22 protein-coding genes are annotated in these 24,164 nt (G+C 63.9%); 11 read left to right on the top strand and 11 right to left on the bottom strand.

The genetic code is table 11. From position 1 onward, the window contains the following. Nucleotides 1-158: 158 nt before the first annotated feature. The 4 genes from CTATCC11996_RS06690 to CTATCC11996_RS06675 form a co-directional block, all read right to left on the bottom strand. Nucleotides 159-1,454, bottom strand: coding sequence for a TRAP transporter large permease (locus CTATCC11996_RS06690; protein ID WP_003074330.1), 1,296 nt, complete (start codon nt 1,452-1,454; stop codon nt 159-161). Further along, the gene (locus CTATCC11996_RS06685) at nt 1,447-1,953 is read right to left on the bottom strand and encodes a TRAP transporter small permease (RefSeq protein ID WP_003074328.1); all 507 of its coding nucleotides are present in this window, start codon (nt 1,951-1,953) and stop codon (nt 1,447-1,449) included. The genes CTATCC11996_RS06690 and CTATCC11996_RS06685 overlap by 8 nt, the downstream gene beginning before the upstream one ends. 80 nt (nt 1,954-2,033) lie before the next feature. Continuing rightward, entirely contained in the window at nt 2,034-3,017 is a 984-nt protein-coding gene (locus CTATCC11996_RS06680) for a TRAP transporter substrate-binding protein (protein WP_003074326.1), read from the bottom strand. 171 nt (nt 3,018-3,188) lie between these two features. After that, the gene (locus tag CTATCC11996_RS06675; RefSeq protein WP_003074324.1) at nt 3,189-3,866 is read right to left on the bottom strand and encodes a GntR family transcriptional regulator; all 678 of its coding nucleotides are present in this window, start codon (nt 3,864-3,866) and stop codon (nt 3,189-3,191) included. 293 nt (nt 3,867-4,159) lie between these two features. On the opposite strand from CTATCC11996_RS06675, the gene CTATCC11996_RS06670 reads away from it, so the two are divergent. The 6 genes from CTATCC11996_RS06670 to CTATCC11996_RS06645 all read left to right on the top strand — a co-directional run bounded on the left by CTATCC11996_RS06670 (nt 4,160) and on the right by CTATCC11996_RS06645 (nt 10,793). After that, a complete protein-coding gene (locus CTATCC11996_RS06670; protein ID WP_003074322.1) occupies nt 4,160-4,879 on the top strand; it encodes a DUF969 domain-containing protein in 720 nt (239 codons plus the stop codon). Continuing rightward, nucleotides 4,876-5,829: a DUF979 domain-containing protein gene (locus CTATCC11996_RS06665; RefSeq protein ID WP_003074320.1), complete on the top strand. Its 954-nt coding sequence runs from the start codon at nt 4,876-4,878 to the stop codon at nt 5,827-5,829. Before CTATCC11996_RS06670 ends, CTATCC11996_RS06665 begins: the two co-directional genes overlap by 4 nt. 12 nt (nt 5,830-5,841) lie before the next feature. After that, nucleotides 5,842-6,504, top strand: a complete 663-nt coding sequence (gene pcp, locus CTATCC11996_RS06660) for a pyroglutamyl-peptidase I (RefSeq protein ID WP_003074318.1) — start codon at nt 5,842-5,844, stop codon at nt 6,502-6,504. Between the two features lie 20 nt (nt 6,505-6,524). Continuing rightward, nucleotides 6,525-7,292: a LamB/YcsF family protein gene (locus tag CTATCC11996_RS06655; RefSeq protein ID WP_003074316.1), complete on the top strand. Its 768-nt coding sequence runs from the start codon at nt 6,525-6,527 to the stop codon at nt 7,290-7,292. Between the two features lie 5 nt (nt 7,293-7,297). Then, entirely contained in the window at nt 7,298-8,923 is a 1,626-nt protein-coding gene (locus CTATCC11996_RS06650) for a 5-oxoprolinase subunit B/C family protein (protein WP_034348324.1), read from the top strand. Between the two features lie 145 nt (nt 8,924-9,068). Further along, nucleotides 9,069-10,793 (top strand): acetyl/propionyl/methylcrotonyl-CoA carboxylase subunit alpha, encoded by a 1,725-nt coding sequence (locus CTATCC11996_RS06645; protein WP_034348322.1) that lies wholly within the window; start codon nt 9,069-9,071, stop codon nt 10,791-10,793. A gap of 50 nt (nt 10,794-10,843) precedes the next feature. Here CTATCC11996_RS06645 and CTATCC11996_RS06640 read toward each other — a convergent pair whose 3' ends face one another. Then, nucleotides 10,844-11,497, bottom strand: a complete 654-nt coding sequence (locus CTATCC11996_RS06640; RefSeq protein ID WP_003074311.1) for a TetR/AcrR family transcriptional regulator — start codon at nt 11,495-11,497, stop codon at nt 10,844-10,846. Nucleotides 11,498-11,741: 244 nt separating this feature from the next. On the opposite strand from CTATCC11996_RS06640, the gene CTATCC11996_RS06635 reads away from it, so the two are divergent. From CTATCC11996_RS06635 to CTATCC11996_RS06620, 4 genes are all read left to right on the top strand, one after another. Further along, nucleotides 11,742-12,623: a TauD/TfdA dioxygenase family protein gene (locus CTATCC11996_RS06635; protein ID WP_003074309.1), complete on the top strand. Its 882-nt coding sequence runs from the start codon at nt 11,742-11,744 to the stop codon at nt 12,621-12,623. Next, nucleotides 12,605-13,375 (top strand): class II aldolase/adducin family protein, encoded by a 771-nt coding sequence (locus CTATCC11996_RS06630; protein WP_003074307.1) that lies wholly within the window; start codon nt 12,605-12,607, stop codon nt 13,373-13,375. The genes CTATCC11996_RS06635 and CTATCC11996_RS06630 overlap by 19 nt, the downstream gene beginning before the upstream one ends. Nucleotides 13,376-13,444: 69 nt before the next feature. After that, nucleotides 13,445-14,395: a 2-hydroxyacid dehydrogenase gene (locus CTATCC11996_RS06625; protein WP_003074305.1), complete on the top strand. Its 951-nt coding sequence runs from the start codon at nt 13,445-13,447 to the stop codon at nt 14,393-14,395. 104 nt (nt 14,396-14,499) lie between these two features. Continuing rightward, nucleotides 14,500-16,983 (top strand): heavy metal translocating P-type ATPase, encoded by a 2,484-nt coding sequence (locus CTATCC11996_RS06620; protein WP_003074304.1) that lies wholly within the window; start codon nt 14,500-14,502, stop codon nt 16,981-16,983. A 57-nt stretch (nt 16,984-17,040) separates the two neighbouring features. On the opposite strand, the gene CTATCC11996_RS06615 is transcribed toward CTATCC11996_RS06620, so the two are convergent. The 5 genes from CTATCC11996_RS06615 to hglS form a co-directional block, all read right to left on the bottom strand. Next, complete coding sequence (locus tag CTATCC11996_RS06615; protein ID WP_003074301.1) at nt 17,041-17,748, bottom strand: riboflavin synthase; 708 nt, start codon at nt 17,746-17,748, stop codon at nt 17,041-17,043. Between the two features lie 93 nt (nt 17,749-17,841). Continuing rightward, a complete protein-coding gene (locus CTATCC11996_RS06610) occupies nt 17,842-18,717 on the bottom strand; it encodes a hypothetical protein (protein ID WP_003074299.1) in 876 nt (291 codons plus the stop codon). 137 nt (nt 18,718-18,854) lie between these two features. Continuing rightward, nucleotides 18,855-19,046, bottom strand: a complete 192-nt coding sequence (locus CTATCC11996_RS06605) for a hypothetical protein (protein WP_003074297.1) — start codon at nt 19,044-19,046, stop codon at nt 18,855-18,857. 61 nt (nt 19,047-19,107) lie between these two features. Continuing rightward, nucleotides 19,108-20,349, bottom strand: a complete 1,242-nt coding sequence (locus tag CTATCC11996_RS06600; RefSeq protein ID WP_003074295.1) for an aminotransferase-like domain-containing protein — start codon at nt 20,347-20,349, stop codon at nt 19,108-19,110. Beyond that, a complete protein-coding gene (hglS, locus tag CTATCC11996_RS06595) occupies nt 20,346-21,770 on the bottom strand; it encodes a 2-oxoadipate dioxygenase/decarboxylase HglS (RefSeq protein WP_003074294.1) in 1,425 nt (474 codons plus the stop codon). The genes CTATCC11996_RS06600 and hglS overlap by 4 nt, the downstream gene beginning before the upstream one ends. Before the next feature lie 171 nt (nt 21,771-21,941). Here hglS and CTATCC11996_RS06590 point away from each other — a divergent pair, with 171 nt between their 5' ends. Continuing rightward, nucleotides 21,942-22,859, top strand: coding sequence for a LysR family transcriptional regulator (locus CTATCC11996_RS06590; protein WP_034348298.1), 918 nt, complete (start codon nt 21,942-21,944; stop codon nt 22,857-22,859). Nucleotides 22,860-22,985: 126 nt separating this feature from the next. Here the strand turns inward: CTATCC11996_RS06590 and CTATCC11996_RS06585 are convergent, their stop codons facing one another. Continuing rightward, the gene (locus tag CTATCC11996_RS06585) at nt 22,986-23,897 is read right to left on the bottom strand and encodes a transporter substrate-binding domain-containing protein (protein ID WP_003074290.1); all 912 of its coding nucleotides are present in this window, start codon (nt 23,895-23,897) and stop codon (nt 22,986-22,988) included. Nucleotides 23,898-24,164 lie beyond the last annotated feature (267 nt).

Raw genomic sequence — 24,164 nt, 5'->3', positions numbered from 1 at the left:
ATCTAACAGCGTAGTGTGCATTTTTCGTAACACCCTGTCAGATGGATTCGGCATCCACATCCCGGCGCTGAAGCCTGCATGTTCTGGCATGCATGCAGCCATCCTGGCGCACCTATGACAAACGCCCCTTTCAGGGCGTTTGTGCACAACGATATTGCTTACATATTATTGGGCAGCACGGTCACGATCTGCGGGAAGAACCACAGGATGACCAGTGCCAGCACCATCAGCAGGAAGTATGGTGCGCAGACGCGGGCCAGATAGGTGATCTGCTTGCCCGTCATGCCCTGGAGCACGAACAGGTTGAAGCCCACCGGTGGCGTGATCTGGGCGGTCTCCACAGTGATCACGAGGAAGATGCCGAACCACAGGGGGTCGATGCCTGCGGCCTGGATGATGGGCAGAACCACGCTGGAGGTCAGCACAATGGTGGAGATGCCGTCCAGAAAGCAGCCGATGAGAATGTAGAACAGGCCCAGCACCGCAATCAGCATGGCAGGCGACAGGTTCAGGCTGCCCACGTATTCGGCCAGCTGGCGCGGCAGACCGATATAGCCCATGGACAAGGTCATGAAGGCTGCACCGGCGAGGATCAGCGCAATCATGCAGTACAGACGGGTGGCGCCGAACAGCGATTCCCTGAAGTTCTTCCAGGTCAGAGCTCCTTGCAGGGCCGACAGAATCAGTGCTCCCATCACGCCTATGCCGGCCGCTTCGGTCGCCGTGGCAATGCCGCTGTAGATGCTGGCAATCACACCCGAGATCAGCAGCACGACGGGGATCAGGTGGCGCGACTCGTAGACCTTTTGCCTGAAGCTCATGGAGCTGTCGGCCTTGGGCACCTTGTCCGGGTTCATCAAGGCCCAGACCACGATCCAGCCGCTGAACATCAGGGCCAGCATGATGCCTGGCAGCACGCCCGCCATGAAGAGCTTGGAGATCGACAGCTCGGCCGACACGCCATAGACGATCAAGATGATGGAGGGCGGGATCAGCAGACCCAGTGTGGCGGGGCCGCCCAGCGAACCGATCACCATGTTCTCGGGATAGCCGCGTTTGCGCAGCTCGGGCACATTCATCTTGCCCACGGTGGCGCAGGTGGCGGCCGAGGAGCCGGACACTGCCGCAAAAATCGTGCAGCCGATGACATTGGTGTGCAGCAGGCGGCCCGGCAGCGCATTGACCCAGGGTGCCAGACCGCGAAACATGCTCTCGGACAGATTGGTGCGGTAGAGAATCTCGCCCATCCAGACAAACAGCGGCAGAGCCGTCAAGGTCCAGCTGCTGGCAGAGCCCCAGATGGTCATGGCCATGGCATCGCCCGCAGCGCGCGCGGTGAAGAACTCCATGCCGAACCAGGCTACGCCCGCCAGCGTCAGTCCGACCCAGACACCGCCGCCAAGCAGGACCAGCAGCACCACAATCAGTGCAATGCTTGCGGTGATTTCATTCATGAGGGGTTCCCTCCTTCTCTACCGCCTTGCGTTTGCCCAGCAGCTCCAGCACCAGTTCGTCGCAGAACGCGATGAAGAAGACAAGTGTGCCCAGAGCCATGAAAATCTGCGGAATCCACAGCGGTGTGGCGTCTATGCCCACGGAGATGTCTTCGATCTCCCAGGACTGCCACACCAGACGCGCGGAATAGAAAGCCAGAAAGGCCGAAAGAATGGTGGCGACGCCAAGGGCGGTCAATTCCAGCGCCTTGTAGGCCTTGCCCTTGAGCGCGCCCAGAAGCAGGGTGACGCGGATATGTTCACCTTTCTTCAAGGTGCTGGCCAGGGCCATGAAGCCGGCGCCCGCCATGGCGTAGCCTGCGTAGGCATCGGTGCCCGGGGCGCTGAAGCCAAAGAGTCGGCTGGTGATGGTCAGCAGCACCATCGCCAGCACGCCGATCATGGCGATGCCGGCAAGCCAGGCGCTGCCGTCATAGAGGCTGTTGAGTAACTTGCGCATACTTGTCTTCCTGAGCGGATGAGGTCATCGGCCGCACGGCCCCGAATGCCAGGGGCGGGCGGCCAGATGCAATCTGCGCCTTACTTGCCAGCCTTGTAGCCGTCGAGAATGGCCTGGCCGTCAGCACCGGCCTTGTCCGTCCATTCCTTGATCACGGTCGCACCGATCTTGCCCAGGTCGGCCTTGAGCTGGGCGGAGGGCTGCTCGACCTGCATGCCGCCTTGCTTGAGGGCGGCAATCGAGCGCGCATCCACTTCCCTGGACTCTTTCCAGCCGCGCTGCTCGGCGGCAGCAGCGGCCTTGAGCACGGCCTCCTGCGTGCTCTTGTCCAGTGCGCCAAAGGCCTTCTTGCTCACGGTCACGGCATTCTTGGGAATCCAGGCCTGCACGTTGTAGTAGTACTTCAGGCTTTCAAACAGCTTGTTGTCGGCGCCGGTCGCGCTGGAAGTGATCAGGCCATCCACCACGCCGGTCGCCAGTGCCTGGGACAGCTCTGCCTCCTGCACGGTCACGGGCTGGGCGCCGATCAGCTCGCCAATGCGGGCCGTGGTCGGCGAGTAGACGCGCCACTTCATGCCCTTGAGATCGGCCGCGGAGTTGACGGGCTTTTTGGTGTAGATGCCCTGGGGCGGCCAGGCCACGGAATACAGCAGCACCTGCCCCTGCTTGTCCAGCAGCTTTTGCAGCGCGGGTTTCTGAGCCTGATAGAGCTTGTAGGCATCCTCATAGTTGCTCACCAGGAACGGGAGTCCGTCGGTGCCGAAGATCTGCGACTCATTCTGAAAGCTCACCAGAAAGAACTCGCCCATCTGTGCATTGCCGGTTTGGACGGCACGCTTGATTTCGGGCATCTTGAACAGCGATGCACCAAAGTGCGGCGTGATCTTGAGCTTGCCGCCCGTGGCCGCATCCACATCTTTCACAAACAGTTCGTTGTTCTTGGAGTGAAAGTTTCCAGGCCCGTATGCGGTGGCGAAATCCCACTTGGTTTGTGCCATTGCATGACCGGCTATGCCGATGCCGGCGAGCAAGGTGGCGGTGGCGCAGAAAATGCGACGCTTCATGAAAACTCCTTGGATAAGAGATGCGGACGAATGAACTCAGGCAAGAGTTGTGCCAAAAGTAGCATTTGTCTCAACAGGTATCCATGAGGGATTTCAACGAGTTTTTATAAAGCGTAGGGCGTTCTCTTTCTTGCCTCCATTGAGTTGGTTGTGATTGTTGAACAAGAAATTTCAGGGAGCCTTGATCCCCGCCTCTGCCAGACGCCGGGCATAGGCGGCCAGAATGATGCGTTCCGAATGCACTAGGTAGGCACTGAGTTCCTGCGCCGCCTCCGCGGGCCTGCCGGCTTCGAAGATCTGCAGAATCTTCAGGTTCATGCCTACATAGGGGGCATGCAGGAAATGCGGGTCGCGCAGCAGGCCGAAGGCCAGGCGCAGCTCCGCCAGCAGATGCGAGAACATCTCGTTGAGGCGTTCGCTGTCGGCCAGGGCCACGATGGCTTTGTGAAACGCCATATTGGCGGTGCCCACCTCGGACCAGTCTTCGGCCTCGCTGTGTCGCTGGCCGCTTTCCACGGCCTCGCGCATCCGCGTCAGCGCCGGGTGCATGGGGTAAGCCTGTGCAAGGGCCTGGCACTCGATCATGCGTCGCACTCGATAGATGTCGATGATGGACGCCATGCTGGGCACGGCCACCGATACACCCTTGTTGGGCTCGTGTACCAGCAGACCTTCCTTGGTCAGCATGCGGAACACCTCGCGCAAGGTGTTGCGCGAAATATCCAGCGCTTCGCTGAGTGCCGCTTCGGACAGTCGCTGGCCCGGGCTCAGCACGCCCTTGACCAGCTGGCTGCGTATTTCTTCGGCGATGCGTTCGGTCAGGTTCTGAACCTCTGCGGCGACTTTCATGGCGTTCCCTTTTGGCTGTCGCCAGAGTGTAGCCATCGTTCTGTTGGCTCAGAGAAATCCAAAAGAGTGGCGCGACCTAGGGTTTGCTCTATTACAAAGTCTATTTGTTCTGCAAACAATTTCATTTGTGGAATCAATTTAAATAGATTGTTCAACAATTTGGGGAATGAAGCAGATCTGAAACAGAGCTGATCAACCTTCTTCAAAAGAGCTGGGCGGGGTTGCCGATAGCGTTCCCGTCTTTGGTAGAGCCCGCCGCGCAGCGGATCAGGGCGTGATTTCCGGAGGCTTCCATGCCTGTAGACGTAAACCTGTGGCCGCTGATCGGCGTGCTCATCATCATTGCCGGCTTCGCGCTGCGCTTTAACCCCATGCTGGTGGTCATCGTGACCGCCATCGGTACAGCCTTTGCCGCGGGCTTTCCGCTGGACAAGGTTCTGGCCGCCATCGGGACCGGCTTCATCAAGACCCGCAACCTGCCGCTCATCATCTTGCTGCCGCTGGCCGTGATCGGGCTGCTGGAGCGCCATGGCCTGCGTCAGCATGCGCAAAACTGGATCAGCTCCATCAAGTCGGCCACAGCCGGCCGTCTGCTGATCGTCTACCTGGCAGCGCGTCAGCTCACGGCAGCCATCGGCCTGACCAGCCTCGGCGGGCATCCCCAGATGGTGCGTCCGCTGCTGGCCCCCATGGCCGAAGGCGCGACGGAAAACCGCTACGGCAAGCTGTCGGGCAAGGTGCGCGAGAAGCTGCGTGCCATGTCGGCTGCCACTGACAACGTGGGTCTGTTCTTTGGTGAGGACATCTTCGTGGCCTTCGGTGCGATCGTGCTGATGACCACTTTCCTGAAGGAGGCGGGCATCGAGGTCGAGCCGATTCATGTCGCGCTGTGGGGCATTCCCACGGCCATCTCGGCATTTGCCATCCATGCCTTGCGCCTGCATCGCCTGGACAAGCAACTGGCGCGTGAAATTGCTGCGGAAAAGAAAGCCGCTCAGGGAGAACAGGCATGACTATCACCATTCAATACCTGTACTACCTCGTCGGCCTGGTGCTGGCGGTGACGGCCCTGATGACACTGCGCGACGGCAGCAACCCGCGCCGTTTCTCGGCGGGCCTGTTCTGGGCGCTGTACGCGCTGGTGTTCCTCGTCGGTGATCTGCTGCCGCCCGTATGGGTGGGAGCGGTCGCGGTCGTCATGGCCCTGATTGCCGGCTTCGGCGGCGTGATGGGCGGCAAGCACCAGCCGCGCACCGATGCGCAGTACCTGGAAAGCGCCAAGCGCCTGGGCAACAAGCTGTTCGTGCCGGCGCTGGCCATCCCGCTGATCACCATGGTAGGCACGCTGTCGGCCAAGCATCTGGTCTTTGGCGGCACTCCCCTGATCGACCCCAAGAACAGCACGCTGGTCAGTCTGGGCATCGGCTGCGTGATCGCGCTGGTGCTGGCCTGCAAGATGACACGCGAGACCCCCGTGCAGGGCCTGCGCGAGTCGCACCGCCTGATCGACGCACTGGGCTGGGCCCTGGTACTGCCGCAGATGCTGGGCATGCTGGGCCTGGTGTTCTCGGATGCCGGCGTGGGCAAGGCAGTGGCCTATGTGACCACCACCTACATCAACATGGATGTGCGCTTTGTGGCCGTGGCCGTGTATGTGATCGGCATGGCGCTGTTCACCGTCATCATGGGCAATGGCTTTGCGGCCTTTCCGGTGATGACGGGCGGTGTGGGCGTGCCCGTGCTGGTTGGCGTCTACCATGGAGACCCGGCCGTGATGGCTGCGGTCGGCATGCTGTCGGGCTACTGCGGCACCTTGCTGACGCCCATGGCGGCCAACTTCAACCTGGTGCCCGCAGCACTGCTGGAAATTGACAAAAATGCCGTCATCCGTGCGCAGGTTCCCACGGCCATCACGCTGCTGATCGTCAATGTGTTCCTGCTCAACTTCCTGATGTTCCGATAAGAGAGAGTTGCCATGACTGCCGCTGCCAAGCGAATCCTGCTGACCGGCTTTGAGCCCTTCGATAAAGATAGCGTCAACCCATCGTGGGAAGTGGCGCGCGCGCTGGACGGCGAGCTGATCGCGGATGGCGTGGTGCATGCCGTGCAACTGCCCTGCGTGTTTGGCGCGGCCATGGCGACGCTGGATGAGGCGCTGGCGCGGCTGCAGCCCGCGCTCATCATCAGCCTGGGGCTGGCCGGTGGGCGCTCGGAAATCACGCCGGAGCGCGTGGCCATCAATATCGACGATGCCCGCATTCCGGACAACGCGGGCCATCAGCCCGTCGATCAGTGCGTGGTGCGCGATGCGCCCGCAGCCTATTTCTCGACCCTGCCGATCAAGGCCATGGTGCGCCATCTGCGGGACGCGGGCATTCCGGCTTCTGTATCGAACACGGCGGGCACTTTTGTCTGCAACCATGTGTTCTATGCCCTGATGCACAGGCTGTCGCGCCGTGCGGGCCCCGGCGTGCGCGGCGGCTTTATTCACATACCCGCGCTGCCGCAGCAGGCCGCGCGCCAGCCAGGCATGGCCAGCATGGCGCTGGAGACACAGATTCAGGGCATACGCACAGCCATTCATACGGCCATGACGGTGCAGCAGGATCTGCAGGAACACGCAGGTCAGCTGCATTGATGCCGACCGGGAGACGAATGATGAAAATGGATTTGAACAGCGATCTGGGCGAGAGCTTCGGCGCCTGGCGCATGGGCGACGATGCGGCCATGCTGGACATCGTCAGCAGCGCCAATGTGGCTTGCGGCTTTCATGCTGGCGACCCGGCCGGGATGCTGACCACGCTCAGGGCTGCCAAGGCGCGCGGCGTGGTTATCGGCGCACATGTGGCCTACCGCGACCTGTCGGGTTTCGGGCGTCGCAACATGGATGTGGCCAGCGGCGATCTGGTGGCCGACGTGATCTACCAGATCGGCGCTCTGCAAGGTCTGGCGCAGGCGGCCGGCACCAGCGTCCAGTATGTCAAGCCGCACGGCGCGCTCTACAACACCATTGCCCAGGACAAGCGTCAGGCCATGGATGTGATCAATGCCATCAAGGCCATCGATCCCAGGCTGGTGCTGATGGCTCTGGCAGGTGCGCCCCTGATCGACTGGGCCCGCGAGGCGGGCCTGAACGTAGTGGCCGAGGCCTTTGCCGATCGCGGATATACGCCCGATGGCGCCCTGGTCTCGCGCCGCGAGCCTGGTGCCGTGCTGCACGACGAAAACCTGATTGCCCAGCGCATGCTGACGCTGGTGCGTGATGGAGTGATCGAGGCCGTGGACGGCTCTCTGGTGCGTGTGCAGGCCGATTCCATCTGCGTGCATGGCGACAGCCCCGGTGCCGTGGCCATTGCGCGCAACATCCGCCAGCGCTTCGAGCAAGAGGGCGTGCAGATCACCTCCTTTGTGGACACCGCGCCATGAGTGCCATGCGCTTTTTGCCCGTCAACCGCCACGCCATCCTGGTGGAGCTGGCCGACCTGCAGCAGACGCTGGTGCTGCTGGGCGCCTTGCAGGCACAGCCCATAGAAGGCGTGCAGGAGCTGGTGCCTGCCGCGCGTACCATTCTTGTGCAGTTTGCGCCCCATATCATCGGCGCTGCGCAACTGGTGCGGCGCATTGCCGAGTGCGATCTCAGCGGCAGCGTGCAGCGCTCGGACGTGCTGGTGCAGATTCCCGTGCGCTATGACGGCGAGGATCTCGCCGAAGTCGCCCAGATACTGGGCATCACGGCCGAAGAAGTGGTGCGCCGCCACACCGGCAGCGAATGGTCGGTGGCCTTTACCGGCTTCGCGCCGGGCTTTGCCTACCTGAGCGGCGGGGATCCCATCTTCAACGTGCCACGCCGTGCCACGCCGCGAACCAAGGTTCCGGCCGGTGCGGTGGCGCTGGCCGGCAGCTTCAGCGCGGTCTATCCACAGGCCAGCCCGGGCGGCTGGCAGATCATCGGCGTCACCGACGCCGCCATGTGGGATCTGGCGCGTGATCTGCCGGCTTTGCTGCAGCCCGGCTACCGCGTGCAGTTTGTCGATATTGCTATGCAAAAGGGAGCTGCTAGCGCTCGATCTAATTCGATTTCAGATGGAAAAGTATCTGAAATCAATAAGGAGCATGCACAAGCAGCTACGAATCTTGAGGCGAATGCCGGGGCCTTGCGTGTGCGCGCCACGGGTCTGCTCACGCTGTTCCAGGATATGGGGCGCCACGGCCAGGCCGGGCAGGGCGTTTCGGCCTCCGGAGCCATGGATCAGGCGGCGTTCAAGACGGCCAACCGGCTGGTCGGCAATGCCAGCCAGCTACCGGTGCTGGAGACGGTAGGCGGTGGCTTGTCGCTGCAAAGCGTGGGCGAGAACGTAGTGGCCGTGACCGGTGCAGAGGCGCCTCTTAGCATCATCACGGCCGACGGACGCCGCTGGTCTGCGCCGCGCTATGCCGCGATTGCGCTGGCCGATGGAGACACGCTGAGCCTTGCCCAGCCCGTGGCCGGTGCCCGCTGCTATGTGGCGGTGCGCGGCGGCTATGAGGTGGCGCCCGTGCTGGGCAGCGCTTCGACGGACACCCTGGCCCATGTCGGCCCGCCCGCCCTGCACAGCGGCCAGTTGCTGGTGGTGCAGACGGCACGCCATGCCGTGGTGGCCGAGCTGGCTCTGCCCGCGCAGGACCTGCCGGCCCCGGACGGCGAGGTGGTGCTGGATGTGGAGCTGGGCCCGCGCACCGACTGGTTCACGCCCGAGGCCGTGGCCTTGCTGGCGGCCCAGCGCTGGCAGGTCACGCCTCAGTCCAATCGCGTGGGCTTGCGCCTTGCCGGCGAACAGGCGCTGACGCGCGCCGTGAGCAGCGAGCTGCCCAGCGAAGGCACGCCGCTGGGGGCCATCCAGGTCCCTGCCAGCGGCCAGCCCGTGCTGTTTCTGGCCGACCACCCCTTGACTGGCGGCTATCCCGTCATCGGCTGCGTGGCACCCCATCATCTGGATCTTGCGGGACAGATTCCCGTAGGTGCCTGGATTCGTTTTAACCCTGTTCGTTCTTTTGAAGAACTCACACCCACTTTGTGAGGACCTTCCATGATTACCAAAGTTCTGATTGCCAACCGTGGCGAAAACTGCTGCGCAGCAGCGGTTTCAACAGATTGCCGGGCCTGCGCAGCAGGCAGCGGCGGTCTCGCATCCTTGTCTTGTGCTTCCTGAGGTGGCAACCATGATTAACAAAGTTCTGATTGCCAACCGTGGCGAGATCGCCGTGCGCATCGCGCGAGCCTGCGCCGACTATGGCGTGAAGTCCGTCGCCGTCTATGCCGATGCCGATATCGATGCCCTGCACGTGCGCCGTGCCGATGAAGCCTACGGCCTCGATGGCGACAAGAGCGCCGACACCTATCTGAACATCGCCAAGCTGATTGCGATTGCAAAGCGTTCGGGCGCCGACGCCGTTCATCCCGGCTATGGCTTTCTGTCCGAGAGCGAAGCCTTTGCGCAGGCCGTGCTGGATGCGGGTCTGATCTGGATCGGCCCGCGCCCCGACACCATTGCCAAGCTGGGCGACAAGGTCGAGGCGCGCAAGATTGCGCTGCAGGTCGGAGCGCCGCTGGTGGCCGGCACGCCCGATCCCGTCAAGGATGCCGACGAAGTGCTGGCCTTTGCCCAGCAGCATGGTCTGCCCATCATCATCAAGGCCGCTTTTGGCGGCGGTGGCCGTGGCATGAAGATCGCCTGGCGCATGGACGAAGTGGCCGAGCTGTATGCCTCTGCCGTGCGCGAGGCCGTGACGGCTTTCGGCCGCGGCGAATGCTTTGTGGAGCAGTTCCTCGACAAGCCGCGCCACATCGAGGCGCAGGTGATTGCCGACACGCACGGCAATGTGGTGGTGCTGGGCACGCGCGACTGTTCGCTGCAGCGCCGCAACCAGAAGCTGGTGGAAGAAGCGCCCGCACCCTTCATCACCGAGGCGCAGCGTGAACGCATTCACAGTGCGGCGAAGGCTATCTGTGCGCAGGCAGGCTATATCAGCGCCGGAACCGTGGAATTCCTGCTCAGCGGCAATGGCGCCATCTCCTTCCTCGAGGTCAATACCCGCTTGCAGGTCGAGCACACCGTGACCGAGGAAACCACGGGCATCGATCTGGTGCAGGAACAGCTGCGCGTGGCCGATGGCTTGCCACTGTCATTCACGCAGACTCCGCCGCCGCGCGCCCACTCCATCGAGTTCCGCATCAATGCCGAAGATGTGGGGCGCGGCTTTTTGCCTACCCCGGGTCTGATCACGCGTTTTGCCCCACCTTCGGGGCCGGGCGTGCGACTCGATTCGGGTGTCGAAACCGGCTCGGTGATCCCCGGAACGTTTGACTCCATGATGGCCAAGCTCATCGTCACCGGGGCCACGCGCGAGCAGGCCCTGGCCCGTGCGCGCCGCGCGCTGGCCGAGTTCCGCATCGAGGGTGTGGCTTCGGTGCTGCCCTTCCACAAAGCCGTGCTGAATCAGGCCGACTTCGTGGGGACGATGGGCTTCAATGTCCACACCCGCTGGATCGAGACCGAGTTTGCCGAGCCGCTGGCAGAGGCAGCCCGCGCCGAACCTGTGGCCGACACAAGCCTGCTGCGCACCGCCATCGAGATCGACGGCCGCCGCGTCCAGCTGGGCCTGCCCGCCATGCTGCTGCAAGGTCTGTCTGCGCCGACGACGGGCGTGGCTCAGGCCGCCGCGCAGCAAAGCGTGGACCCTGACGCGGTCATCTCGCCGATTGCCGGCAATCTGCATGCCTGGAAGGTTGCCGATGGCGATGAGGTCAAGGAAGGCGATGTGATCGCCGTGATGGAGGCCATGAAAATGGAAATGCAGGTCTCGGCCCACAAGAGCGGTCGTGTCACATTGGCCGCGCAGGCCGGCTCTGCGCAGACCTTGAGCGCCGTGATCGCGCATATCCGCTAGACATAGCCAGCCCCGCTCGAAGCGCGACCTCTGTGTCGCGCTTTGTTTTTCTAGCCTCGTTTCACGCAGCTCATGGCCATGGCCACCAGTGCGTCGAGAAACTCGGGTGAGCGGGCCTGCTGCGGCACATCGTGCACGGCGCTGTGAATGATCTCGCGCAGGCCCTGGCCCAGCAGATAGGCAGCCAGTGGCAGGTTGTCGGTCTGTACCTGCGAGCCATGCATCTGCAGCAGTGGCAGCCAGGTGGTGTTGATGAATTCCTCCCGGCTGGCCTGCGGTGCATGCCACAGGCCCAGATGCAATGCCGTGCGATAGCGCGCATGGAAAGCATGGCTGAGCTGATGCAGGCGCTGCTCGACCCGAATCATGTTCGCAAAGATCTGGCGCAATATGGCTTCGAGCGGCAGACCCTGCAACTGCTCGCGCATCTGGAAAAGCTGCTCGGATTCCTGATTGAGCAGGCGTTCATACACTGCCGCAATCATGGACTCCTTGTTGGGAAAGTATTGGTAGATGGAGCCCACGGCAGCACCCGAAACTTCTGCAATGCGATTGACCGTGAGAGCGTCCTCTCCCTCTTTTTCGAGGAGGCGCAAACAGGCTTCGGCAATGGCATCGACCAGCGCTCTGGAGCGTGCCTGTACAGGCTGTTTGCGCGGTTGCGGCAACTGGTCCTTGGGGCGTGGGGTGGTGGGCGCGTCCATGAAATGCAAGTCCTGTCCTCGGTTTATCTGTTGGTGCTGATTTTTTCTTTTTCCATCAATGACTTGCGACGTCTTTGAGGGGGCCGGAATGCGAGTGGAAAAACGCACTCCCTCTGCCTAGACTTTGTACCAGGCTGCTCACCATCCTAGCGCTAAGGAGCGGCCCGACAGAGCCTGAGGCAGACGCTGTGCAGGAGACAGGAGCACTGCACTCGGGCAAGACATTGCATAGAGGAGAAAGCCCATGTCATCCCCCATCTCGGTTCGGATTCTCGGCCCGCGCATCGGTGCCGAAGTGCTGAAGCTGGACCTGGCAGACCCGTTGTCTGCGCAAACCTTGCAGGAGTTGGAAGCCGCCCTGCTCAGACATGAAGCACTGGTGCTGCATGTGCCCGATATGACGCCCGACCAGCATCTGGCGATTGCCCGTCATTTTGGCGAGGCCGAAGTCCATACCTTCTATCCCAATCTGGGCCAGGGCTATGAGCAGATCACAGTCATAGACTCCAAGCTCGGCGACCGCGCCGATATGTGGCACCACGACGAGAGCTTTCTGCCCAGTCCGCCCGTCGTCACCATGACCCATGCGCGCATCCTGCCGCCCACGGGAGGTGATACCTGCTGGATCAGCATGACCAGTGCCTACGATGCGCTGTCGCCGCAGATGAAGCAGTACCTCGATGGTCTGAGTGCCTGGCATGACATGAACAGCCCCATGACGGCGGCGCTGCAGCATGGCATCTGCACGCATGAGCGCTATGTGGAAGTGGTCGCGCAAAACCGTCGCCAGTTGCACCCCATGGTGCAAGTGCATCCGCTCACGGGGCGCAAGGCGCTCTACGTCAGCCCCACCTATGTCACGCATATAGATGGTCTGCCACAGGCCGAAAGCCGTGCCATCCTGGCCTATCTGCATGCGCACTGCATGCAGGTGGAGTTCCTGTTCAAGCACCGCTGGGCGCTGGGCGATATGGTGATCTGGGACAACCGCAGCGTGGTGCACAACGCCATCATGGACTATGCGCCGCACCAGCGTCGCATGCACCGGGCATCAGTGTTTGCACGCCAGGGCGTTGCCGCCCAGAAGCACCACGAACAGGAGGCAGCATGCGCCACGACGGAATAAACCAGGAGCTGCTGTCCAGATACGCGCCGCGTCCGGGCCGCAAGCCGCTGCTGCCAGCGCTCGGTGATCGCCAGCAGCTTGCGCTGTTGTGCCGCGTGCTCTCGCGCGAAGGCTATAACGACCATATCGCGGGCCACATCACGCTGCGCCTGGATGACGGCAGCTATCTTGCCAATCCCTGGGAGCTGACCTGGAGCGAGCTGACGGCCTCGGACATCCTGAGACTGGATGCGCAAGGCCAGGTGATCGAGGGCGACTGGAACATCACTCCGGCCATCCGGCTGCACATGGACGTGCATGAAAAGCGCCACGATGTGCGCGTGGTCATCCACAACCATCCCGAGTGGAGCTCGGTCTGGTCGGCCACGGGCAAGGTGCCGCCGGTGTATGACCAGACCTCGGCCCTGGTCGATACCGACCCCGTGGTCTATGACGAATACCGGGGCACGGTGGAGCAGCGCGAGCTGGGCAATGCCGTGGCCAGCGCATTGGGCCAGAGCAAATGGGCGCTGCTGGCCAATCATGGTGCGCTGGTGGTGGGCGAGAGCATTCGACAGGCGCATCTGCGTGCCATCACGCTGGAGTGGCGCTGCCGCCTGGCCTGGCGGGTGCAGGCGCTCGGTGGCGGCACCCCCTTGAGCGATGCAGTGATCCAGGCGACCGGAGCGCGCACCGACCTCAACGGATTTCCCTTCCTCTGGGAGGCCATGTGCCGCGAGGAAATTCGCCGCGATCCCGGCGTGCTGGAGTAGGCCCGCTTTTGCTTTGCGCCCGCTGCTGGCGGGAAGCGAAGACTGCATCGATCAACCGGAAGCCCTCCCATGTCCATCCATGAATCACCGAACCCGCAGCGTCCCCTGCTGCTGCTTCACACGGCGCTGGCGCCAGCCATGCACGAGAGACTGCAGCGGCAGTTCGAGCTGCTTGAGGCAGCCGGGATCGGCAGCGCCCGGCGCAGCGAGCTGTGCGCTCAGGTGCGAGCCATGCTGTGCAATGCCCAGTCCATCGTCAGCCGGGAACAGATGCGGCAGTGGCCGGCGCTGGAGCTGATCGTCGTCATCGGCGTGGGCCGGGACGGCATCGATCTCGACGCAGCCGCAGAACTGGGCATCAAGGTGAGCAAGGCGCCCGAGGTCTGTGCCGAAGACATCGCCGATCACACGCTGGCCCTGCTGCTGGCTGCCACGCGGCAGATCGTGCAGGCCCATGAGTTTGTGCGGCAGGGGCGCTGGCTGCAAGGGCGGTATCCGCCCACCCTGCGCTTTTCGGGGCAACGTATGGGCATCGTCGGCCTGGGGCGCATCGGCCGTGCCGTGGCCAGGCGCTCGCAGGCCTTTGATATGTCGATTGCCTATACGGGACGCGCTCCCAAGAACGATGTGCCGTACCGCTGGTGTGACAGCGTGCTGGAGCTGGCCGCCGAGGTGGATTTTCTCGTGGTCTGCGCCAGCGGCGGGCCTGCAACCCGGGGGCTGATCGATGCCCGCGTGCTGCAGGCCCTGGGGCCGCAGGGCGTGCTGGTGAACGTGGGGCGCGGCTCCATCGTCGATGAAGCGGCATTGCAGCAGGCTCTGCAGGAACGCACGATTGCGGCGGCGGCACTCGATGTGTTTGCACATGAGCCGCAAGTGCCTGAGGCATTGATCGACCTGCCCAATACGGTGCTGACGCCGCACATGGCCAGCTCCACACGGCAAGGCCTGCAGGCCATGCTTGCACAGGCCGAGGCATGCCTGCTGCAGCACTTCGGACTGCCCGAAATCGCAGATTGAACCGCCACAGGTTTTGCACCCTGCCGGTAGAGGTTTTTGTCGAGGGCTTGACCTTTACATGATGTCAATCTCTACAGTTGCCTTCAACGTGAATGGAGAACGCGATGAATGCACTGACCAAAAGCGGAGCCTTTGAGCTGTCTGTGGAAGGAATGACCTGCGCTTCCTGCGTGGGCCGGGTGGAGCGGGCGCTCAAGAAAGTACCAGGTGTGCAGGAGGCCGTGGTCAATCTGGCCACGGAGAAAGCCAGCCTCACCGTGGCCGATCCGGCGCAGGCTGCGGCCATCCTGCCTCAGGCCGTGGCGGCGATTGAAAAAGCAGGCTATGCGGTACCTGCGCAAAGCGTGGACTTGCAGGTGGGCGGCATGACCTGTGCGTCCTGTGTGGGCCGCGTGGAGCGTGCGCTCAAGAAAGTGCCCGGTGTCCAGAACGCTGTGGTGAATCTTGCGACCGAGCGTGCCAGCGTGCAACTGCAGGGCAGCGTGGATGTAAGCAGCTTGATTGCGGCGATCGAAAAGGCCGGCTATGAAGCGCAACCCGTGCAGCACGACGCTGCTGCGACTGGCGAGGACGCCGCAGCCCTGCGCCAGGCGCAGGAGCGCGAGTCGCTCAAGCGTTCGCTGATCTTTGCGACCGTGTTCGCACTGCCCGTGTTTGTGCTGGAAATGGGCGGTCACATGGTGCCGGCCTTCCATCACTGGATTTCGGGCAGCATCGGCACCCAGAACAGCTGGTACATCCAGTTCGTGCTGACGGCCGTGGTGCTGTTCGGGCCGGGTCGGCGCTTTTTCGAGAAAGGCGTGCCCGCGCTGCTGCGCGCAGCGCCCGATATGAATTCGCTGGTCGCGGTGGGCACCTCGGCGGCATTCGCCTATTCGGTGGTCGCGACCTTTGTGCCGCAATGGCTGCCCGCAGGCACGGTGAATGTGTACTTCGAAGCCGCGGCCGTCATCGTCGCGCTGATCCTGCTGGGCCGCTTTCTGGAGGCGCGTGCCAAGGGCAATACCTCGGAGGCCATTCGCCGCCTGGTGCAGCTGCAGGCCAAGACGGCGCGCGTGCGCAAGGGCGGCGTGGTGCAGGAAATCGACATTGCCCAGGTGCGTGCCGGCGATGTGATCGAAGTGCGCCCCGGCGAGCGCATTCCCGTCGATGGCCTAGTCATCGAAGGCCACAGCTTTGTCGACGAATCCATGATCAGCGGCGAGCCCGTGCCGGTCGAGAAGGCCGAGGGCGCCGAAGTGGTGGGAGGCACGGTCAATCAGAATGGCGCGCTGGCTTTCAGCGCTACAAAGGTCGGGGCAGACACGCTGCTGGCGCAGATCATCCGCATGGTGGAGCAGGCCCAGGGCAGCAAGCTGCCGATCCAGGCGCTGGTGGACAAGATCACCATGTGGTTTGTGCCGGCCGTCATGGCTGCGGCCCTGCTGACCTTTGTGGTCTGGCTGATCTGGGGTCCCGATCCCGCACTGAGCTTTGCCCTGGTCAATGCGGTGGCCGTGCTGATCATTGCCTGCCCCTGTGCCATGGGGCTGGCCACGCCGACTTCCATCATGGTGGGAACCGGCCGCGCCGCGCAAATGGGAGTGTTGCTGCGCAAGGGCGAGGCACTGCAGCAGCTCAAGGATGCCAGGGTGGTGGCTGTGGACAAGACCGGCACGCTGACCCGTGGTCGCCCCGAGCTCACCGATCTGGTGCTGGCCGAGGGGTTTGAACGTGCCGTCGTTCTGGCGCAGGTAGCCGCCGTGGAAGACCGCAGCGAGCACCCGATTGCGCGCGCCATTGTCGATGCTGCCAAGTCAGAGGGACTGGAGATTCCATCCATCAGCGACTTCGCATCGGTGACCGGTTTCGGCGTGCGTGCCGTTGTGCTGGGCGACCAGGTGGAGATCGGTGCCGACCGCTTCATGCGCGAACTTGGCCTGAGCGTTGACGGCTTTGCGGCCGAGGCCGAGCGCCTGGGCAGCGAAGGCAAGACGCCTCTGTATGCCGCCATCGGCGGCAAGGTGGCGGCCATGATTGCCGTGGCCGACCCCATCAAGCCCACCACCAAGCCGGCGATCGATGCCTTGCATGCGCTGGGCCTGAAGGTGGCCATGATTACCGGCGACAACCGCCACACGGCCGAGGCGATCGCCAGGCAATTGGGCATTGACGAGGTGGTGGCCGAGGTCCTGCCGGGCGGCAAGGTCGAAACCGTAAAGCGTCTCAAGGCCGAGCATGGGACTCTGGCCTATGTGGGCGACGGCATCAACGATGCGCCGGCCCTGGCCGAGGCCGATGTGGGCATCGCCATCGGCACGGGCACCGATATCGCGATCGAGGCTGCCGATGTGGTGCTGATGTCGGGTGACCTCTCGGGAGTGTCGAATGCGATTGCGCTGTCCAAGGCCACGATGAAGAACATTGGCGAGAACCTGTTCTGGGCCTTCGCCTACAACGTGGCGCTGATACCGGTAGCGGCGGGTCTGCTCTACCCGTTCAACGGCATGCTGCTGTCGCCCGTGTTTGCCGCTGGGGCCATGGCGCTGTCCAGCGTCTTCGTGCTCTCCAACGCGCTGCGGCTCAAGCGCTTCAAGCCCGTCCTCTGAAAGCAGGGCATGGGGTGGGCGCCGGAAGATGTTCCGGCGCTTGCCCCGCATCCAGGGTTATGGCTTGGGCAGTTGCGGTACATCCACAAAATCGTCGAGGCTCAGGCCTTTTTCCTGCAGCAGGGCTTCGAGCACGGGCTTGAGCCGGCCCAGGCTGGCTTCCACGGTTTCGCGCACGGTATCGACCACCACCTGGGTGCTGCGCTCGATCTCGATATTGACCAGATCGCCAACCTTCTTGTCGCCGAACACCGTCATGCGAAGGGTTTCGGGAATCAGCCAGACCTCGAACCAGCCCTCCTTGCGATTCACCTCGGCCACCGTCAGGCTGGCGCCGTTGACGGCGATATAGCCCTTGGCAAACACATAGGGGCGGAAGGCCTCGGGAATGCCGAAGCGGATCTTGTGGTTGGTCTCGGTCTGCATCACCTCCAGCAGCGGCGCCGTGAAGTCCACATGGCCCGACAGCGGGTGGCCGCCAATCTCGGCACCATCCCTGGCGGCGCGCTCCACATTGAGCGTGTCGCCGGCCTTGTAGCTGCCCAGCGTGGTGATGTTCAGGCTTTGCAGCATCACATCAAAGCTGGCGCTGGTGGGCGAGAGGTTCTCGGTCACCGTCAGGCAGACGCCGTCGTGCGAGACGCTGGCACCAATGGCCAGGTCCTGGCAGAAGCCTTCGGGGAACTCCATGATGAAGGTGCGCAGGCCGTCCTGGTCGCGCAGCGCGGCAATCTTTGCCACGGCCTGAATGATGCCGGTAAACACGGGGCAGACTCTCTTATCAACAGGCGGACGCCGGGCGCCGACCTTGGGTCAAAAAAGCTATTTTGCCTGTTTGCCCCTTAACCCGACCAACGTCTAGGCGAAGGCCGGCCGGCCTTCCCAGAAGCCGCTGATCAGCGCCTCGGGCTTTTTCAGCGCACGCACCCAGGCGCAGTCGGGCCAGGCCTGCATCTGCACATTCATGCCGGCAAACACGCCATAGCCCGGGCCGGCCGCGATTTCGCCATCAGCCTGCAGGGTCTCGCCACTGCGGATGCTGCAGGCCGCGCGGATATCGCCCTGGGCCTTGATGCCCCAGCCGGCCTGGATATGGTTGCCGCACAGAATGCCGTCGTTGCCGGCAATGCCATGACCTACATCGAGCAGACCCTGCACCTCGATGGCGCCGCCTGCCTTCAGGCCCTTGCCGCAGTGCATATCGCCTTGCACCTGCACTTCCTGGCCGATATGGGCATTGCCCTTGAGCTTCACATGGCCGCCGACGCTCAGCTCCCAGCCGCAGCGCAGGTCTTCGGCGCGCAGCTCGCCTTCGACTTCCACGCTCCAGGCCGCCTTGATGCTGCCGCCGGCCTGCAGCAGCTCAGCGGCGAAGATGGCGCCGCCGCATTGAATCTCTTCGCCCGCTTCGAGCTTGCCGGCGCGTATGCCGCCGCCCGCCTGCAGGCTGCGGCCCACCAGCAGCTGGCCGGGCACGCGCACATCGCCGTGCACGATCAGGGTGCCGGCATAGACGAAGTGGTCGGCCTCCAGGTGCTCGAGCTCCAGCACGCTGTTGGTGGAGCCGAAGTTCTCCAGCAGCCAGCGCGCATCTTCCACGCGGCCTGCGGCCACCTGGGTGTCCATGGCGGCCTGGTAGTCGCCGCCGGCCAGGTTGTTGCGCACAAACCAGCGATAACCCATGGCACAGGGATTTTTGCCGCGCAAGAAATTTTGAGTGAGTTCCATGTCCATGGCTGACCTCCGGATCGTCCTTTGAGCAAGATGCGGTGCGCGTGGCGGTACGGACGCCTTAGACGTGGACGTACCTCTCCCAGGCACCTGGGAAATGCTGTTTGGGAAGGCCGTGCGGAGGATGTGAGCTGTGTGCTTCAAGCCATCCGCACGGCGGCGGAAAGCATGGCCGTGACACCGCTCAGGCTCACGAATGCGGTGGGAATGCCATGGCGGCGGGTGTGCAGCGCACGCAGCACGCAGGCACGCGCGGGCAGCTCTGCGGCAAGGGCAGAGCGGCGCAGGCGGGCGGCGGTGGACAGGTGCAGGCAGGCCATGGTGTGGGGCATGAAAGAAGCGCCAATTATGCCGCGCGGCCCGGTCTGATGCAGATGCCCCCCTGCTTGTCCGTTATTTCATGGCGCTGTGCATGGCCTGGCACAGGCGCTCCACGGCCTGCGCGATCTGCGGCACCTCGGGCGCGGCAAACGACATGCGCAGCGTGTGCAGGTCGGGGTCGGCCGGATAGAAGGCCTTGCCTGGCACATAGACCACGCCCTGGGCCACGGCGGCGTCGAAGAGCTTTTGCGGGTCGATGCGGCGGTCCAGCTCGGCCCAGACGAACATGCCGCCCGCGGGACGCGAGCAGCGTATGCCGCTGTCCGGCGCCGCGTTCAAGCCATGGACCAGGGCCTGCATGCGGCGCTGGTATTCCTGACGTGCGCGCTGCACGGTGGCCGGGTAGCGTCCGCTGGCCAGGTAGCAGGCGGCGACCGACTGCGTCAGCGGCGAGGTGCACAGATCGGCGGTCTGCTTGGCCACCGTGCAGCGGCGCAGCAGCGGCGCGTCGGCCAGCATCCAGCCCACGCGCAGCGCGGGGGCCACGGTCTTGGACAGGCTGGACAGATAGACGACGGGGTTGGAGCCGCCTGCAGCCAGCCGCTCGCCCGCGGTGCGCACGGTGCCGGGCATGGCCTGGGGGACACCGCCGGGCTCGTCAAAGCGCAGCTCGCCATAGGGATCGTCCTCGACCACCCAGAAGCCGTGCTGCCTGGCCAGTTGCACCAGAGCCTCGCGGCGCTCGGCCGCTAGCAGCGTGCCGCGCGGGTTGGAGAAATTCGGCACGGTGTAGAGCAGCTTGGGGCGCTGGTCTGCGGGCAGTGCGGCCAGCAGATCGGCCAGGGCTTCTGTCTGCAGGCCTTGCTCGTCCATGGGAATGGGCAGGATGCGCGCCTGCGCCAGACGCAGGGCCTGCAGCGTGGCGGGATAGGCAGGCACCTCGACCAGCACCGTGTCGCCGGGCTCGACGAGCACGCGCACCAGCAGGTCAAAGGCCTGCTGCGATCCTGTGGTCACGAGGATGTCGGCGGCCGTCGCCTGCATGCCGCGCTCGCGCGCCTGCTGCGCCAGGGCTTCGCGCAGCTCGCTCAGGCCTTCGGTGGCGCCGTATTGCAGCGCGCCCGGGCCCTGGGCCATGGCCTGCTGGGCGGCCTGGGCCAGGCCCTCGGCATCGAAGAGGCTGGGCGATGGATAGCCGCCTGCCAGAGAGATCATGCCGGGGCGCGAGAGATAGGGAAACAGCTCGCGTATCGGCGACCCGGCAGGCTCGGCAAACACGGCGGCAAAGGGGGCCAGTGCACTGTCCTGACTCATGCCGCAACTCCCGACAGCAGCGCGAGAACCTGGGCCCTGGATTGCTGCTCGGAGGCCTCGTACAAGGCGATTTCGTCATGCACGCTTGCGCCCAGTGCGCCCTCGAAGACCTGCTGTGCGGCATGGGCCTGGTATTGCTTTTGTTCCTCGCCGCCGAGGTTGGACTGGAAGATGCCGGCTGCGCTCACGGGCAGGAAATCCTCATAGGTAATCGGCTCGGCCTGCACCAGACCCTTGTCGATCAGCGCTTCCAGGTCTGCCTCGGCGGCGCCCCGGGGCAACTGAGCCTGAGCCTGTTCGGACAGACGGTAGCGGTAGAAAGCCAGGCCCTGGCGGCGCAGTTGCTCGTGCGTGTCGGGAAACTGCGTGAAGACCTGTTGCAGGCGGTGTGCATAGTCGGGCGCGGCGCTGCCCGCGCTGTCGATGCCGCGCACCAGACCCAGCAGCTCGTCGTACAGGGCGCGGCCCTTGCGTGTCAGCGCGACGCCGCGCTGCTCGATCTCGCCAAAGCGGGCCGTATGGGCGCCGGCACTGTCCGCATTGGCATTGGCATCGGCATCGGTAAAGCGCACGGCCTCCTTGAGCGCCTTGAAGCTGGTCTGGCGCAGCAAGATAGGGCAGGCGCGCTGTGGCGGGCCTTCGACCACGTCCTTGGCATCCATGCCGCGCGTGGGCATATCGGCCTGGGCCAGGTCGATGTCCAGCGTGCGTGGCGTCAGATGGTTGATGTGCGGGCCCTTGAAGCACACCACATCGGCCACCAGGCGGTGGGCTTTCTGCAGGGCGTTGTAGGTGGCGGCGTCCACGGTGGCATCGCTGTGCCAGCGGAAGGTCTCCAGGGCCTGCTGCACAAAGGTGTCGGCGTCGCCGCTGTCCAGGCCGCCATCGCGCTCGGCCTGGGCAATGAGCTCCAGCGCGCGCGGCGTGAAGATGCGACGGCGCTGGAGGATCTCGGCGGCCTGCGCGCGCAGCGCCTCATCGGCAATCAGCTCCAGGCGCAGCAGCGAGGTGAAGACGCGAAACGGGTTGGCCAGCAGCGCCTCGTCGTGCACGGGACGAAAGGCCGTGGAGTGCACGGGAACACCGGCCACCGAGAGGTCGTAATAACCCACGGGCTCCATGCCCATCACGGCGAACAGGCGGCGCAGCGTGGCCAGTTCCTCGGCCGAGCCCACGCGGATGGCGCCATGGCGCTCCACATCCAGGCGCTCAAGCTCGCCGCTTTTGCTCATGCGCTGGCGCAGCTCGGGATCGGCCTGCAGCGCCACGGCGTTGACATCGGCCACCAGGTCGATCAGGGTGCCGTACTGCGGCACTTCCTTGCGGTACATCTCGGACATGGCGCGCGAGAAGCGCGTGCGGATCTCGTTGGAGGAGACAAATCGGGCAGCGGTGGAGGAGGCGTGGGGCGTGGCGCTCATGACAAAACAGAAGGGTCTTGGGTTCGTGGGATGGCCGCGCCGCTGGCGTGGCCGCAGGAATATGCAGGATGTTGTGCGTCGCCATGACTTTGGTCAAACGATAATCACGCCTTCAGGTCATACCTAAATGGAATGAACCTGTTGACGGCCCCACACTTACCGGTTCCTTCTATGCAGCTATCCCGTCGCTTTCTGCCACCCATGTCCCTGCTCTGCGCCTTCGAGGCCTCGGCGCGGCACCAGAGCTTTACCGCGGCGGCTGCCGAGCTGCATCTGACGCAAAGCGCCGTCAGCCGCCAGATCCGCGCGCTGGAGGAGCGGCTGGGTACCGAGCTGTTCGTGCGCGAGCGCCAGACCGTGCGCCTGAGCGCTGCGGGCCAGGCCTATGCGCAGGAGATTCGCGCAGCCCTGGCGCGCATCTCCAATGCCACGCTGGGCTTTCGCACCAATCCCCAAGGCGGCAGCCTGAACCTGGCCATTTTGCCGACCTTCGGCACGCGCTGGCTGGCGCCGCGGCTGCCGCAGTTCTTCAGCGCCCATCCGGGAATCACCATCAACCTGACAACGCGGCTGTCGCAGTTCGATTTCCAGCTCGAGGCCGTGGATGCGGCCATTCATTTCGGCTTGCCGAACTGGCCGGGCGCGGAGCTGGAGTTCCTCATGAGCGAGACCGTGGTGCCGGCCTGCAGCCCCGACGTGGCGGCCCGCCATGGTTTTTCCCGGCCCGAGGATCTGCTGCGCGCACCCCTGCTGCATCTGGCTTCGCGTCCCGACGCCTGGCAGCGCTGGTTCGGCAGCCAGGGCTGCCAGGGCGGCGATATGCAGGGCATGCTGTTCGATCAGTTCGCCACGGCGGCGCAGGCGGCGATTGCCGGCGTGGGCGTGGCGCTGCTGCCCAAATTTCTGATCCAGCGCGAGCTGCAGACCGGCGATCTGGTCCAGGCCCTGCCGCAGCTGCCAGAGGTGGAAAGTGCCGAGCGCTACTACCTGGCCTGGCCGACCAGCCGCTCGGCCTATCCGCCGCTGCAGGCTTTCCAGGGCTGGCTCAAGCAGGTCGCCCAGGAGTTTGCCTGCTCTGCGCAGCCGTAATGAAAAAAGGAGCTGCCAGCGCAGCTCCTTCAATGGATTCAGCTATGAATATGTCTGAAATGCTTGCTTGGAAAGCGTAACCAGCTATCAATAAAGCAGGACTCCAGGCGCAGTCTAGCGGTCGTCTCAGCTGTTGTAGGCTTCCAGCGGCTTGTCGTTGGGCGCTTGCAGCAGCTGCTTGAGCGTCTCGCTCATGGGCAGGTTCAGCGGCATCTCCTTGGGCGGAATGGGCTGCATAAACCATTTGTCGTAGATCTTCGCCACTTCGCCGGACTTCATCATGCGCACCAGGGCATCGTCCACGGCCTTCTTGAAGCCGGGATCGTCCTTGCGCATCAGCAGCGCGATGGGCTCCGATCCCAGCGCCTCGCCCACGATCTTGTAACCTTTGGGGTCCTTGGAGTTGGCGATCACGCCGGCCAGCAGATTGTCGTCAAGCACAAAAGCGTCAGCGCGGCCGGACTCCAGCATCAGAAAGCTCTCGAAATGGTCCTTGCCCAGCTGGGTCGGCAGCTTCACATTGTTGTCATGGCTGTATTTGCGCAGCAGCTGCACGGCGGTGGTGCCTGCCGAAGCAGCCACGGTCTTGCCGTCCAGCTGCTTGAACGAGGTCACGGGCGAGTCCGCACGCACAGCCATGCGCACCTGGCTGACATAGGTGGTGACGGCAAACGAGACCTGCTTTTGGCGGCTGAGGTTGTTGGTGGTGGGGCCGCAGCCCAGATCCACCGTGCCGTTCTGCACCAGCGGCATGGTGTTCTGCGCGGTGATGGCCATGTATTCGATCTTGGCGCTGGGCGCGATCTGGGCCAGCACCTTCTCGCACAACTCCACGTGGTAGCCGGTGAAGCGGTGGTTGGCGCCAATGGCATAGGCCATGGGGGCCGAGCTTTCGCGCACGCCTATGACCACCTTGCCGGTCTTTTGCAGCTTCTCCAGCGTGCTGCCAGGGGCGGTCTGGGCATGGACGCCGGAGGCGGCCATGGCGGCTACAAGGGCGGTACATGCCAGCGTTATGTTCGCGGTCATCAGGCGCATGGGGGAAGTCTCCTCGGGAAGTGGGCGTCTCGAAAACGCAATGCAGTTGTTGTGCGGTCGTCCATGGTGCCGCGCATTGCCTGCAGCCCATGAATTGGCAAGGCCCGATTCCGGGGCTGCCTGTTTGTCAAGATACTGCATCAACTATCGGGCAAATAGCGGCCGCTTCATAACGATGAAACGGAAGAAGGTCATGCTTGCGGCGTATGACCCTACAGCGCGCGTCCAGGCGCGGCAGCCGGCGCGGCAAAGCCATAGCGGGAGGGC

Source organism: Comamonas testosteroni ATCC 11996 (genome assembly GCF_000241525.1).
Classification (GTDB): Bacteria; Pseudomonadota; Gammaproteobacteria; order Burkholderiales; family Burkholderiaceae_C; genus Comamonas; species Comamonas testosteroni.
The sequence above is the reverse complement of the archived record's forward strand: the minus strand, read 5'-3'. Positions and strand labels throughout refer to the sequence as shown.

Excerpts from the sequence above, each read along its gene's own strand:
- CTATCC11996_RS06690 (WP_003074330.1), bottom strand. The coding sequence starts at position 1,454 with ATGAATGAAATCACCGCAAGCATTGCACTGATTGTGGTGCTGCTGGTC.
- CTATCC11996_RS06685 (WP_003074328.1), bottom strand. The coding sequence starts at position 1,953 with ATGCGCAAGTTACTCAACAGCCTCTATGACGGCAGCGCCTGGCTTGCC.
- CTATCC11996_RS06680 (WP_003074326.1), bottom strand. The coding sequence starts at position 3,017 with ATGAAGCGTCGCATTTTCTGCGCCACCGCCACCTTGCTCGCCGGCATC.
- CTATCC11996_RS06675 (WP_003074324.1), bottom strand. The coding sequence starts at position 3,866 with ATGAAAGTCGCCGCAGAGGTTCAGAACCTGACCGAACGCATCGCCGAA.
- CTATCC11996_RS06670 (WP_003074322.1), top strand. The coding sequence starts at position 4,160 with ATGCCTGTAGACGTAAACCTGTGGCCGCTGATCGGCGTGCTCATCATC.
- CTATCC11996_RS06665 (WP_003074320.1), top strand. The coding sequence starts at position 4,876 with ATGACTATCACCATTCAATACCTGTACTACCTCGTCGGCCTGGTGCTG.
- pcp (WP_003074318.1), top strand. The coding sequence starts at position 5,842 with ATGACTGCCGCTGCCAAGCGAATCCTGCTGACCGGCTTTGAGCCCTTC.
- CTATCC11996_RS06655 (WP_003074316.1), top strand. The coding sequence starts at position 6,525 with ATGAAAATGGATTTGAACAGCGATCTGGGCGAGAGCTTCGGCGCCTGG.
- CTATCC11996_RS06650 (WP_034348324.1), top strand. The coding sequence starts at position 7,298 with ATGCGCTTTTTGCCCGTCAACCGCCACGCCATCCTGGTGGAGCTGGCC.
- CTATCC11996_RS06640 (WP_003074311.1), bottom strand. The coding sequence starts at position 11,497 with ATGGACGCGCCCACCACCCCACGCCCCAAGGACCAGTTGCCGCAACCG.
- CTATCC11996_RS06635 (WP_003074309.1), top strand. The coding sequence starts at position 11,742 with ATGTCATCCCCCATCTCGGTTCGGATTCTCGGCCCGCGCATCGGTGCC.
- CTATCC11996_RS06630 (WP_003074307.1), top strand. The coding sequence starts at position 12,605 with ATGCGCCACGACGGAATAAACCAGGAGCTGCTGTCCAGATACGCGCCG.
- CTATCC11996_RS06625 (WP_003074305.1), top strand. The coding sequence starts at position 13,445 with ATGTCCATCCATGAATCACCGAACCCGCAGCGTCCCCTGCTGCTGCTT.
- CTATCC11996_RS06620 (WP_003074304.1), top strand. The coding sequence starts at position 14,500 with ATGAATGCACTGACCAAAAGCGGAGCCTTTGAGCTGTCTGTGGAAGGA.
- CTATCC11996_RS06610 (WP_003074299.1), bottom strand. The coding sequence starts at position 18,717 with ATGGACATGGAACTCACTCAAAATTTCTTGCGCGGCAAAAATCCCTGT.
- CTATCC11996_RS06605 (WP_003074297.1), bottom strand. The coding sequence starts at position 19,046 with ATGCCCCACACCATGGCCTGCCTGCACCTGTCCACCGCCGCCCGCCTG.
- CTATCC11996_RS06600 (WP_003074295.1), bottom strand. The coding sequence starts at position 20,349 with ATGAGTCAGGACAGTGCACTGGCCCCCTTTGCCGCCGTGTTTGCCGAG.
- hglS (WP_003074294.1), bottom strand. The coding sequence starts at position 21,770 with ATGAGCGCCACGCCCCACGCCTCCTCCACCGCTGCCCGATTTGTCTCC.
- CTATCC11996_RS06590 (WP_034348298.1), top strand. The coding sequence starts at position 21,942 with ATGCAGCTATCCCGTCGCTTTCTGCCACCCATGTCCCTGCTCTGCGCC.
- CTATCC11996_RS06585 (WP_003074290.1), bottom strand. The coding sequence starts at position 23,897 with ATGCGCCTGATGACCGCGAACATAACGCTGGCATGTACCGCCCTTGTA.